At 44.2% G+C, this 13,275-nt stretch carries 8 protein-coding genes; 7 read left to right on the top strand and 1 reads right to left on the bottom strand.

Annotated elements, in window-relative coordinates:
- Positions 1-13 precede the first annotated feature (13 nt).
- The 6 genes from ABN702_RS13660 (at position 14) to yidC (ending at position 8,366) form a co-directional block, all read left to right on the top strand.
- Positions 14-928, top strand: a complete 915-nt coding sequence (locus ABN702_RS13660; RefSeq protein WP_417897374.1) for an alpha/beta fold hydrolase — start codon at positions 14-16, stop codon at positions 926-928.
- Positions 925-1,662 carry a 3-oxoacyl-ACP reductase FabG gene (gene fabG, locus ABN702_RS13655; protein ID WP_417897373.1) on the top strand — a complete coding sequence of 246 codons (738 nt, stop codon included), beginning with the start codon at positions 925-927 and terminating at the stop codon, positions 1,660-1,662. Before ABN702_RS13660 ends, fabG begins: the two co-directional genes overlap by 4 nt.
- A 330-nt stretch (positions 1,663-1,992) precedes the next feature.
- On the top strand, positions 1,993-5,046 hold the full coding sequence (locus ABN702_RS13650; protein ID WP_417897372.1) for an efflux RND transporter permease subunit: 3,054 nt from the start codon (positions 1,993-1,995) through the stop codon (positions 5,044-5,046).
- Positions 5,047-5,655: 609 nt separating this feature from the next.
- Positions 5,656-7,155, top strand: coding sequence for a class I adenylate-forming enzyme family protein (locus tag ABN702_RS13645; RefSeq protein WP_417897371.1), 1,500 nt, complete (start codon positions 5,656-5,658; stop codon positions 7,153-7,155).
- 143 nt (positions 7,156-7,298) lie between these two features.
- Positions 7,299-7,553 carry a hypothetical protein gene (locus tag ABN702_RS13640; protein WP_417897370.1) on the top strand — a complete coding sequence of 85 codons (255 nt, stop codon included), beginning with the start codon at positions 7,299-7,301 and terminating at the stop codon, positions 7,551-7,553.
- Positions 7,554-7,610: 57 nt separating this feature from the next.
- Positions 7,611-8,366: a membrane protein insertase YidC gene (yidC, locus tag ABN702_RS13635; protein WP_417900906.1), complete on the top strand. Its 756-nt coding sequence runs from the start codon at positions 7,611-7,613 to the stop codon at positions 8,364-8,366.
- Between the two features lie 36 nt (positions 8,367-8,402).
- On the opposite strand, the gene ABN702_RS13630 is transcribed toward yidC, so the two are convergent.
- Positions 8,403-9,545 carry an MFS transporter gene (locus tag ABN702_RS13630; RefSeq protein ID WP_417897369.1) on the bottom strand — a complete coding sequence of 381 codons (1,143 nt, stop codon included), beginning with the start codon at positions 9,543-9,545 and terminating at the stop codon, positions 8,403-8,405.
- Positions 9,546-9,764: 219 nt separating this feature from the next.
- Between ABN702_RS13630 and addB the strand changes: the two genes are divergently transcribed.
- A complete protein-coding gene (gene addB / locus ABN702_RS13625) occupies positions 9,765-13,274 on the top strand; it encodes a helicase-exonuclease AddAB subunit AddB (protein ID WP_417897368.1) in 3,510 nt (1,169 codons plus the stop codon).
- Position 13,275: the final 1 nt, after the last annotated feature.

Below are 13,275 nucleotides of genomic sequence, written 5' to 3'. Positions count from 1 at the left end.
GAGGATGAGATACATGAGTGTTATCGTACAAAAATCAGTCAAATTGGCAAATGGCGAAACGTTCGGGTATAGAGAGCGTGAAGGAAGTGGAGAAACAATATTACTTGTTCATGGTAATATGACCTCCTCTAAACATTGGGACCTTGTCATGGAGAACATCGATCCTTCTTTTCATTTGATAGCAGTGGATATGCGTGGTTTTGGCGAGTCTACCTATCATGAAAAATTCTATTCTATCAAGGAATTAGCGGTTGATATCAAGCTTTTTGTAGATGAGCTGGGGCTTTCTGATTTCTCCTTGATCGGATGGTCGACAGGTGGAGCGGTAGGAATGCAATTTGCTGCCGATAACCCAGGCTATTGCAACAAGCTGATTCTGCTTGCTTCCGCTTCTACCAGAGGATATCCGATTTTCGCTACGGATGAAACAGGTCAGCAGGATTTATCCAAAAGACTTACCAGTTATGAACAGGTCCTGCAGGATAAAACAAGAACCATCACCATTACACAAGCATATGAAACGAAAAATAAAGACATGTTACGGATGATTTGGGATTTTGCCATCTACCATGATAATAAACCTGAAAAGGAACGTTACGAGGCATATTTGGATGATATGCTGACACAGCGCAATTACCCGGAAATACTGCATGCCCTGAACACATTTAATATCAGTGAAAAGAATAATGGCCTGAAGGATGGAACAGGAGATGTAAAGAAAATCAATATCCCGGTGCTTGTTCTTGCAGGAGAAAAGGATCTTGTCATCACTGAACAAATGACAGGAGAGATCCTCGAGGATTTAGGAGATAAAGCGACTTTCATTCCATTAAAAGGGTGCGGACACTCTGCCTTGGTGGATGATCTGCCGCAACTGCTGGAAGCCATTACAACATTCGTGAAAAAACAGGAGGAACAATATCAATGAGACTATCAGGAAAAGTAGCCATCATTACCGGTGCCGCCAATGGGTTGGGGCTGGAGGCAGCGCGGGTATTTTTACGGGAAGGTGCAAAAGTGGCACTAGTGGACTATGATGCTGCAGCTGGGGAACGAAGAGTCTCGGAGCTGCAGGCGGAGGGTGAAGCTGCCTTCTACCAGGTGGACGTATCGAACCAGTCACAAGTATTGGAAATGGTACAAATGGTAAAAGAAAAATTTGGACAGATCGATATATTAATAAACAATGCCGGCATAACAAAGGACAATATGCTGCTTAAGATGAGCGGTGAAGATTTCCAGCAAGTAATGGATATCAACGTCAATGGAGTATTCAACTGTACCCAGGCGGTAGTCCCTCATATGCTTGAACAGGGAGCAGGAAAAATCATCAATACTTCTTCTGTTTCAGGCGTGTATGGCAATGTCGGTCAGACCAATTACGCAGCTTCCAAGGCGGCGGTGGTAGGGATGACTAAATCATGGGCAAAGGAATTCGGGCGCAAAGGAATCAATGTAAACGCTGTCGCACCTGGATTTGTGGAAACGAGCATGGTAGCGACTGTTCCGGAAAAGGTTATCCAGGGGCTTTTGCAGGTCATCCCGTTGCAGCGCCTAGGTAAACCGAGCGATATTGCGAACGCATATCTATTCTTGGCATCAGATGAATCCGATTATGTAAATGGAACCGTCTTGCATGTGGACGGCGGCATCATGATGTAAAGTACATACTTACATGTTGTGGGAGTTTAATAAACTATAATGTTAGTAAAAGAAGAGTATTGCTTTTTGTGTACACTAGCTGTTGATTGGAACAATAGGTGAAGCCTAGTACGGAAATCAACAGCGGTCTTTATAGGGCCAACAGAAAAACGAACATCAGGTGCGAAGGAATGCACTTGGTGTTTTTTTGATTTAATTTGTGTCTAAAAATCTAAACTTTCCTACCGAGCATATTCAACCTTGCACTCAACATCCTCTAGCCATTATGATGATATCATATTAATCATATAGTCAAATTTGAATAATCAACTCGTATAGGAGGACATCCAGGTGTTTAATGCACTTATTAAAAAACCAAAGGTAACATTAATTTTTATGCTATTGCTAGTCGTAATCGGTACGCTCACTTATTTTCAGATCCCAAAGCGTGAGATACCGGAGATCACCATTAACGTAGGGACGATCACCACTGTTTATCCAGGGGCTGCGCCAGATGTAGTCGAAAGGGATATCACCACACCTCTGGAAAAGGAGCTTCTTGATATTAAAGGGATGGATAACGTGACTTCCGTTTCAGGCGTCGGTATCTCCAACATTGTGCTGGAACTGGCAGATGATGCAGATCGGAATCAGGTGTTTTCACTTGTCCGTCAGGCTGTATCGGATGTGAGTCGTGAATTCCCGGAGGAAGCATTTGAGCCAACAGTCAACTCAGATATTCAAATGGGAGTAATCGCGTCCTACCATTTATTGAATGAAGACCGTTCCCTTTTACAGGAACAAAAAGGATTGATTAATGATTGGATTCCCCAACTGGAAAAGATCGATGGAGTCCGCAAGGTCACTGTAAAAGGATTGGAGGAGCCAAGTTTCACTTTAAATCTTGATTCCGACAAAATGCAGGAAACCGGAATCATCCTGCCTGATGTAATCACTAGCATCCAAAATGAACTCGAAATCACCCCACTAGGCAGCCAGAAGGCAGGAAACAAGGTTTCTCAGCTGACGATGGAGCACATTGATTCAATAGAAGATGTAGAAAATGTCTTTATCAAAAAAAATCAAGCTGGGGAATCCATATATGTACGGGATATCGCAAGTTTGACACCAATCCCGGCAGAACAGGAAGACCTTATTGTCTATAATGGTACTCCTGCCCTATCGTTGACCATCATGCAGGAGAAGGGCGTGGATATTCCAACCCTCTTTTCAAAAGTGGATGCAGAGATGCAGCGTCTTGCAAAGGATCTTCCTGATGAAATTGAGTTGGATCTCTACTATACCCAGGATAAGATTGTCAGTAAAATATTCAAAGATTTGGGTATCTCATTCCTTATTTCCATCTTTGTAGTCGTCTTGATCACATTCTTTGGTTTAAATGCAGTATCCGCCATTTTGGTTGCGGTATCGATTCCGGTATCCATAGCACTGGGTCTCATCCCGCTGCCTTATGCATCTGTGGATCTGAATCAGATTTCGATCATCGGGATGATTATCGCCCTGGGCATCCTTGTCGATGATGCCATAGTGGTAAATGATAATATACAAAGGAGATATCAGCTTGGCGATGGCCCATTGAAGGGTGCGTTGACCGGAACGAAAGAAGTGCGGGTTTCTGTTATCACTTCCTCCCTTGCCATTGTGTTCACTTTCCTGCCGTTAACGTTCATATCCGGTCCGAACGGTGCCTTCATTTCGGCATTACCGACAGTTTTGATTTCAACGATCATCGGCTCGACCATTGTGGCGCTCACGATTGTTCCAATCTTTCTTGCATGGCGTCAAAAAAAGCGAAGTAAGAAATCGAAAGATGGAATATTAGGTTCACAAATTGATAAAGTGAGCACTTGGTATAGCGACAAAATTTTAACAAAGATTGTAAAAAAACCGCTCCTTACAGGTTTTTCGGTGCTGATTTTCTGTACGGCAACCTACGCTTTAGTACCATTTATTCCTGTCGTATTCTTCCCTAGTGCGGATAGGGAAGAAGTGACCGTTACCGTCACCTTGCCTGCAGGAACCCCTATGGACGAAACGGAGTCAAGGTTGAAAGCGATGGAAGAAAGTTTGAAGAGTGACGAAGATATCTATGAAACCACTATTTTTGCGGGTAGTGGAGAGCCTGGTATTTTCGGCAGCAAGTTATCCAATTCCAGTGAAAATACAGGACAGATTGTCTTGAGAGTTGATCGCGAAAAGCAGTCAGCTGCTGAAACGATTGAAGAATGGCAACCTAAGTTGAGGGAAGAAAATCCGGATAGTGTCATTATGCTTTCTACCATCGAAGCCGGTCCGCCTGTTGGTGCCCCGATTGCCCTGACAATTGTTGGAGAAAATATCGATGAATTGATGGAAGCTGTAAATGGGCTGAAAAAGGATATTGATGCTTTGGAAGGAAGCGGTGTGGTAATAGATGATGTGGGTACACCTTTACCAACCATCAACTATGTTCCAGATCGCGACGCAATGGAAGAGCATGGCATTACCGCTCAGGAAATCAGTAATCTGATCAGACTGAAAACGGAAGGCATACCTGTTGGTTCTTATGAAGCAGGTAAGGAAAGAAAAACGTTAACCATCATTCAGGATCTGATGGATGAAGGGGAAACGTTAAATCTGGAAAACCTCGAGCTCCCGAGCAAGCTTGCAACCACTGAATTCGGTGCACCTGTACTTGTTCCTTTATCCGAGTTGGTTACCCAGGAGGAAACGGAAGTCTTGCCGCTTATTCCGCATAAAAATGGGGATAGAACAGTTACGGTCCGGGTTTATCCTGGTGAAGAGGATAAACAGAATCTTGAAAAGCAGGTCGAGGAGATTGCCGATTCCTATGAAACGGAATCCACTTCGATTTCGGTTGGAGGAGAATCATCAGCAAGAAGCGACTTCTTTATTGAAGTAGGTAAACTGTTCGTCATCGTTGTTTTCTTGATTTACATCCTGATGGTCATTCAGTTCAATTCCTTGCGTCTGCCATTGCTGATCATGAGCTCGGTTTATCTGGCAATTTCAGGTGCAGTGATCGGACTGTTCCTGACACAGACAGGTCTTGGATTTATGGCGATGATGGGGATTGTATCTCTTGCAGGGATTGTTGTCCGTAATGCAACGGTATTCATCGAGTTTATGGAGCAGCGATTACACGAAGGCGCAACACTTAGTGAAGCGGTCATTGATTCCGGGAAGGCGAGATTCAGGCCGATCGTACTGACTGCCTTTACATCCATTGCGGCTTTGATCCCGATTGCTTTCAGTGGAGATGTGCTATTCACACCACTGGCAATCTCAATCATCTCGGGAATCTTTTTCTCAACCTTCTTCACCCTACTGTTCGTCCCGGCGTTTTATTTTGTAATCAAAAGAAGAAAAGTGAAGGAAGTTTAATAAATCAAAGTTTTTGATAGGATTGTTATTTTGAAAAAAGTGCTTTCTTGAATATGTGGTAGACACGTTAAACACCCTGTTGATCTCCGTTCCAGGCGTTCGCTTTCCGCGGGGCGGTGCTTGAGCCTCCTCGGCATGTCTGCGGGGTCTCAAGTCTACCGCTATCTCAAGCAGGAGTCTCACACCTTGCACTACAATCAACAGGGGCGGCAGGTGAAGCATAACGTCTGCACTATAGTTTCATTACTTAAGGTGTAAATTTTTTACATGAGGATCTCTGTTTTTTAAGAATCTAGCTGTTGATTGGAGCAATAGGCGAAGACTCCTCGAAAATGCGTGCATTTTCTTCGTGCGATGTATCGCTGCCGGAGCCTTCCTTGTCCTGCGGGAGATGGCGTTTAATGGAGACCCCACAGGCGAAGCCGAGGAGGCTCACGTTAGCCACGCGGAAAGCGCAGCCTATTGTGGAAATCAACAGCGGTGTTTAATGTAATCATTAAATAATTAAATGTCGAGGTGAATTCCTGAAAAGGGGGTTCACCTTTTTTGTAACCCTATTGTAACCACCCACCCTTATAGTGGTAATTACTTGAAAAGGATAAGGGAGAGATGGAAGTGGCATTTGATGGATCGTGGCTACAGAAGCGTTCACAACTGTCTCCTGCAAAAGTCGCCATTATTGATGGGGAAACTGGAGAGCAATGGAATTACAAAAAATTGTATAATCGCACTTTAATTATGGCTGATAGATTGTGTCAACTTGGCATAAATCAGGGAGATAGAGTGGCCTTGCTGTCTCCGAATGATCCTTCTTACTTTGAATTGCTGTTTGCCTGTCAGGCCGCAGGGGCAATATTCGTTCCGCTCAATTGGCGGTTATCCGAAAAGGAGCTAATTTATATCATGAAAGATTGCGAGGCTAAGTGTGTTTTTGTCCATCCGGACTATAAGGAATTTGTGAAGAATTTTCCTTGTGAAACGTTTCCTTTGGAAGCACAGACCGATCAAGAGTCCATATCTGCAGAAATCTCATTGGGGGATTCTTGCACTCATGCCGCAATCATCTATACGGGAGGGACGACAGGAAAGCCTAAAGGAGTCATCCTTTCCCATCAGAACATAGCGAGCAATGCAATCAATACGATTATCAGCTGGGGTTTAAGTGAACGGGATATTACACTCACCTGCCTGCCGATGTTCCATACGGGAGGATTGAATGCCCTTTCCACACCACTTTTGATGGCAGGTGGAACGGTCGTCATCATGAGAGATTTCCAGAAGGATAAAGTAATAGACTTATTGAACCTTTATCAATGCACGGTGGTTTTGATGGTTCCGACGATGTACCATATGCTGATCGAACAGCCGGATTTTATAAAAGAGAGCTTTCCGTCCATGAAAACATTTCTATCCGGAGGAGCTCCATGCCCCTTGGAGGTCTATGAAGCCTTTTACAAAAAAGGCAAGCTGTTCAAGGAGGGCTATGGACTAACGGAAGCTGGACCTAACAACTTCTATATCGATCCGACAGAAGCCTACGGGAAGAAAGGTTCTGTAGGAAAACCCATGATGTTCAATGAAGTGAAAATAGTAAGGAAGAACAATGTGGAAGCAGAACCGAATGAAGTCGGGGAAATATTTCTTAAAGGTCCACATGTGTTTACTGGCTACTGGTCCAATCAGGAAGAAACTGAGAAAGTCAAATGTGAGGGATGGTTGCGCACAGGAGATCTGGGAAGAAAAGATGAAGACGGATATTATTATATTGTCGGCCGGGCGAAGGATTTGATCATCTCTGGCGGAGAAAATGTATATCCTACAGAAGTGGAGCAGACCATTTCTCAGCATATTGCAGTTAAAGAGGTCAGCGTGGTGGGGATACCACATCCAAAGTGGGGAGAGGCGGTTCTCGCTGTTGTTTCACTAAAGAGTCCGGCATCCGAAAAAGAGCTGACAACCTTCTGTTCTCAAAGGCTGGGAAAATATAAAGTACCCAAAAGGTTCGTTTTTGTAAAAGAGATCCCTAAAACAGCGGTCGGAAAAATAGATAAAAAACTTCTGATGGAAAGGTACCGGGAAATCTTCCTCTATGAAAAAGAACGCTTATAATTTACAATAAGATACACCTAGTTTTTTTACCGGACTAGGTGTATCTTTTTATTATAGGGAAATACTTTTATTGAAACTTTATACTAGATGATCTCGTACAATTTATTAATGTAATACTACTCCTGTAAGGCAGGTTTTTATTAATGGAATTTTATTTGGATTTGCTGCTGTATGCACCATATGTAACAGCTACAATATTATGTCTTGTCACTTATTGTTTTTATCTGGAATCCAGGCAGGTCTGGTATCAGTCCCGTTCATGCTCCCCATCTATTGATACGAGCGGTGTTGTTTCCTATCAGGTGGATAGGAAAAGAAGAAAACGATTGGCCTTCGTTTACAGAAAACGTCCTTCCAAGGAAACCCTCGATGATGAGGAACACCCTTCCTACTTCTAATAGAAAAATAAAAAATTCGAGAAGTAGTAGGAGGAATCGACATTGAAAAAATTAACAATGGCAGTCTTGATGGTTGTATTAATGGTAGTAATGACCGGGTGTAGTATGAGTGAACCGATTACTTCAGATACCCAGGGAGTGTGGAATCACTATTTTATCTATCCTATGTCACTCCTTTTAACGTCAGTAGCGGATTTTTCGGGAGGTAATTATGGCTTGTCCATCATCGTCGTTACTATTCTGATTCGCCTTCTTATTTTTCCGCTTGTGATGAAGCAGCAGAAGAGCACAATCGCGATGCAAAAGCTTCGACCTGAAATGACGGCACTACAGGAGAAATATAAAGGCAAGAAGGATCCGGCTGATCAGCAGAAAATGCAAAAGGAAATGATGGAGCTTTACCAGGCCCATAAAATCAATCCTGTTGGTGGATGCCTGCCTGTCTTGATCCAGATGCCAATCATTATGGCATTCTATTATGCTATAGGAAGAACAACGGAAATTGCCGAGCATTCCTTTCTCTGGTTCAGTCTCGGTCAATCCGATCCTTATTTCATCTTGCCGGTTGTGGCGGCCATCACTACGTTTATTCAAACAAGAGTGAGCCTGACCCCCGACATTCAGCCGCAAATGAAAATAGTCATGAATATCATGCCGGTATTCATCCTTATTGCAGGTATGACCCTGCCATCTGCACTTGCCCTTTACTGGGTGATCGGTAACCTTTTCGGGATCGGACAAGGGCTGTTCCTGAAAAAACGCATGAAGAACTTGAAGGAAAACGCTTCAGAGGCCCCTATGGCGACCACTTAATCTTTTGACTTAAAAACACTTGAATGCCAGATCTATTCAAGTGTTTTTTCTTTTTATCCATGTAAGCAGAAATATGTTGATCATAAACCAGCACGAAAGGATGGATAGTGTCGTCCGAAAAGAAAAGGCGTGGCTGATGATCGGACCAATACTCGTTCCTGATAATAGGGTAAAGGAATAAAGAGAGATCGCACTGGCACGGTATTCTGCTCCAAGTATCCCAATATAGGAAATGATGCTTGGCAGATAGATGGAGATGGCGGCCACAAAAAGGATGGAAGCGATGCTGATGACAATAGGGACGGGATGGATGAGAACAAAGACAAACGAAATGATGATTGTGATGGAGCACCAAAAGAGCAGATTTGGTGCACCAAGACGTTTATATAAGCTGTTGGAAAAGAAACAGGATACTACGCCAAGCAAGCCAATGGAACGTACAAGGATGAATGGTTGTTCAGGATATGTTTGGATTAGATATTGATAAAGGCTGTCGTAGAAGGCAACGAATGATAGCAACAAGGAAAATACAATGAGATAACAGAGCAGAAGATGTCTTTTGGCCAACAGGTGGAAAAAAGGCTGCCATATCTTGAGCAGTGAAGTGGCAGTCGGCACAGAAGGCTGGAGAATGACTGCACATAGTACGAAGATGATGGCGTATAAGGTGCCAAAGAAAAGGAAAACCGCCTGCCACTTATAGGTGGACTCCAGCAACTCACTGACTAGTGGTCCAACAATTCCAGCCAGAAGAAAGGCAGCATTGATGAATGAGATGGTCATGGTACGCAGGGTTTCTGAAAAGTGGTCAAAACAGTAAGCAAACGCAACTGGAGCAAAACATCCTAGAGCAAAACCCTGCAGGGATCGAAATCCATATAGGAAGGGAATGCTCCCGGCTAAGGAAACAAGAAAGGTTGCACCGGCTGAGAAAAACATTCCATACATCAGAACATTTTTTCTGCCAAGCTTTTCCGACAATGGACCAAAGCTGAGAAGCCCAATGGCGTAGAAAATACTGAAGAAGCTGCTGGCTAGCACTGTCTGGGATACAGGTATCTGCCATTCTAAGCTGATGGGTGTATAAAGGGGAATGAACGCATATAAGTTGCAGACGACTAGGAGGCCCGTGACAGTAAGCAACGTTGCAGAAAGATAGTTGCTCTGTGAGAGTTTCATTTAAAATCACCTTCCCACCATACGATATGCCCGATTAAAAGATGTGGTGCTTGGAATTCACTGCAACATCCTAATATATGTATGCGGCTGGTTGGCATAACGGTCATTTTTTAAGTACAATAGAATTTGTAAATTAATTATATAATCATAGAATTAGTGCGACCGGAGTCGTTAGAGCCGATCGCCATTTTATCCATAGAGATGTCTGGGGGAAATGCTGTGTCGATTCGTTTTTTGATAGGAAGAACAGGAAGTGGAAAAACAAAATGGTGTAGCGATCAGATCCTTCAGCAGCTGAAAGACAATCCGGAAGGACCTCCGATTGTCTATCTTGTTCCGGAACAGATGACCTTTCAATCGGAATATCGGATGGTTCAATCGCCTGATATACAGGGGATGATCCGGGCACAGGTATTCAGTTTTACCCGCCTTGCTTGGCGAATCCTGCAGGAGGTTGGGGGAATCAGCCGTTTTCATATCGATCAGACCGGGATACATATGCTTCTTCGCAAGGTGGTCGAGGAGCATAAAAATGAGTTTCAGGTGTTTGGCCGTTCTGCCGAGCAGTTTGGCTTTATTGAACAGATGGAAAGCATGGTAACGGAATTCAAGCGCTACTGTGTGACTCCTGAGCAGCTACAGGAGGAGATTGTCCGTATCAAGGATGATAGCACCATTTCGGAACATGAAAGAATGCTCGCCAAGAAGCTGACGGATATTTTGGTGGTTTACCGCCAATTGGAGCATACCCTTGAGGGCAATTATGTGGATGGAGAGGATTATCTGCAGCTGCTGGCTGAAAAGATCCCTTTTTCCTCCTATATAAAACAAGCAGAAATTTTTATAGATGGTTTTCATAGCTTTACACCACAGGAAGTGGAGGTCCTGAAGCAACTTATGGTGCATGCCAGGTCTGTCACCGTTGCTCTTACATTGGACAAGCCCTATGACGAAGAGGCGCCATATGACCTCCATCTGTTCCGGTCAACTGGTACCACTTATCAGAAGCTGAGAAAAATTGCACTTGAAGAAGGATGCGAAGTGGAGGCGCCTGTTTTAATGGAGGATGCCCACCGCTTTATGGAATCAGATTCATTGCGGCATTTGGAGAAATATTTTGACGTAAGACCTACTGTGGCTTATCCCGGTAAGGGCGAGGTCTCCATTATGCAGGCTGTAAACAGAAGAGCGGAGATAGAAGGAATTGCAAGGGAAATCACATCGCTTGTTCGTGACAAGGATAACCGCTATAAGGATATTGCGGTTATTGTCCGCAATGCCGAGTCCTATGTGGATTTGATCAACACGGTTTTCAAAGATTATGAGATTCCCTTTTTCATCGATCAGAAACGTACGATGCTTCATCATCCGCTAGTGGAGCTCTTGCGTTCGAGTATCGAGGTCATCACACGTAACTGGCGCTATGAGTCTGTTTTCCGCTGTGTAAAAACGGATTTCTTTTATTCGATGGATCATGATATAGAAGAGATGCGGGAGAAGACGGACAAGCTGGAGAACTATTGCCTTTCCTATGGAATTCAGGGGAAAAGGTGGACGGCGGATAAACCTTGGACCTACCGTCGTTTTTTCAGTATTGATACCGAAGGCCCATATGTGCAGACAGATGAAGAGCTTGCCTACGAACAGGAAATCAATGAACTGAGAAGTATGATTGTGGAGCCGCTCTTGATGCTTGAGAAGCGATGGAAGCGTTCGAAGTCCATTGAAGGCTTTTGCAAGGCACTGTACGAATACATGGAGGACCTTGGAATTCCAGCGAAACTGGAGAACCGGATGAGAAAGGCTGAACAAGCTGGAAATCTATCATCCTCAAAAGAAAATGAGCAGGTGTGGAAAGCAATCATCGGAATGCTCGATCAGATGGTGGAACTGATTGGAGATCAGTCTATTAGCATGGCATTGTTTTCAAAAATGCTGGAGAGTGGGTTGGAAAGCCTGCGCTTCAGTCTTGTACCGCCAGCAATCGATCAGGTGATTGTGGCAAACTTTGATTTGTCGAGACTGACGGATATCAAGCACAGCTTTGTTATCGGAGTAAACGAAGGGGTCATTCCTGCCAAAATCAAGGATGAAGGCTTTGTTTCGGAGGAAGAGAGGGAGCTTCTCGCAAGCTTCGGACTGGAGCTTGCACCAACTAGCCTGGAAAGATTGCTAGATGACCATTTTCTTGTATATTCTGCTTTCCTTTCTCCTTCCCATCAGCTTTATATCAGCTATTCCCTGGCTGATGAAGAAGGGAAATCACTTTTGGCTTCCTCCTATATTAAGCGAGTGAAGGAAATGTTCCCGGAGGTGGAGGAAAGGCTGATGTTGAATGAACCTGCGGAGCTATCCCAGGAGGAGCCGCTGATGTTTGTCCATACCCCCGGCACTACGCTTTCCAATCTGGCGGTTCAGCTTCAGGCCTGGATGAAGAAATATCCGGTCGATCCGGTATGGTGGGATGTGTATAACACCCTTCTTGAGGATGAACAATGGAACGGGCGAACCGAGCAGGTGCTTCAGAGCTTGTTCTATAGAAATGAAGCGAAAAAGTTGGAAGCGTGCGTCAGCAGAAAGCTTTACGGCGATCATATGGAAGCCAGTGTATCAAGGATGGAGAAATTCAGTTCCTGTGCTTTTTCACACTTCGCTTCCCACGGGTTGAAGCTGAAGGACAGGCAAATCTACCGTTTAGAGGCGCCGGATATCGGGCAGCTGTTTCATGCAGCACTAAAAACCATTTCCGATAGTCTCAGACAAAAGGGCAGTGACTGGAAGTCGTTGACGAAGTCTGAGTGTGAAAGGCTGGCAAAAGAGGCCGTAAATATTCTGGCACCTAAGCTGCAAGGGGAAATTCTTTTAAGCTCCAACCGTTTCCAATATATAAAAAGAAAGCTTGAAACCATCATTACGAGAGCAACACAAATCCTGAGTGAGCATTCAAGGGCAAGTAAATTCACGCCAGTTGGCCTTGAGCTTGGATTCGGCCAAAAGGAAGAGCTGCCTCCGATCAGGCTGGATCTGCCTAACGGGGTATCCATGGAGCTTGTCGGGCGAATTGACCGTGTTGATAAGGCGGAGGGCTCCAATGGCTTGCTGCTTCGGATCATCGACTATAAATCCAGCAACAAAGCTTTGGATCTGACAGAAGTGTACTATGGATTGGCCTTGCAGATGCTGACCTATCTGGATATCGTCATCTCCCATTCACAGGGGTGGCTTGGTACTCAGGCGTCACCGGCAGGGGTCCTTTATTTTCATGTGCACAATCCAATGATCAAAACGAATGGGATGGCACCTGAGGATATCATTGAAGAGGAGATCTTCAAAAGCTTCAAAATGAAGGGACTTCTTTTAGGAGAAGAGGAATCTGTCCGTCTCATGGATCAGACGCTTGATAAAGGGCACTCCCAAATTGTTTCCGCGGGATTGAAGACCAATGGGGAGTTCTATTCCAATTCCTCAGTAGCAAGTGAAACGGAATTCACCTATCTGAGAAACTACGTGAGGAAGACCTTTGAAGACATCGGGATGAAAATATCAGAAGGTGAAACGGGCATTGCCCCTTACAAGCTGAAAAATCAAACACCATGTACCTTCTGTTCCTATAAATCGTTCTGTCAATTTGATACCTCGCTTGACGAGAACGACTATAGATTGCTGACAAATATACCGAAGGATGAAATCATGGAATCCATCAAAAGAAAAGTGGAAGGAGGAGGTTAAT

Source organism: Bacillus haimaensis (assembly GCF_048270625.1).
Lineage (GTDB): Bacteria > Bacillota > Bacilli > Bacillales > Bacillaceae_I > Sutcliffiella_A > Sutcliffiella_A haimaensis.
This window is presented reverse-complemented; position numbering and strand designations above follow the sequence as displayed.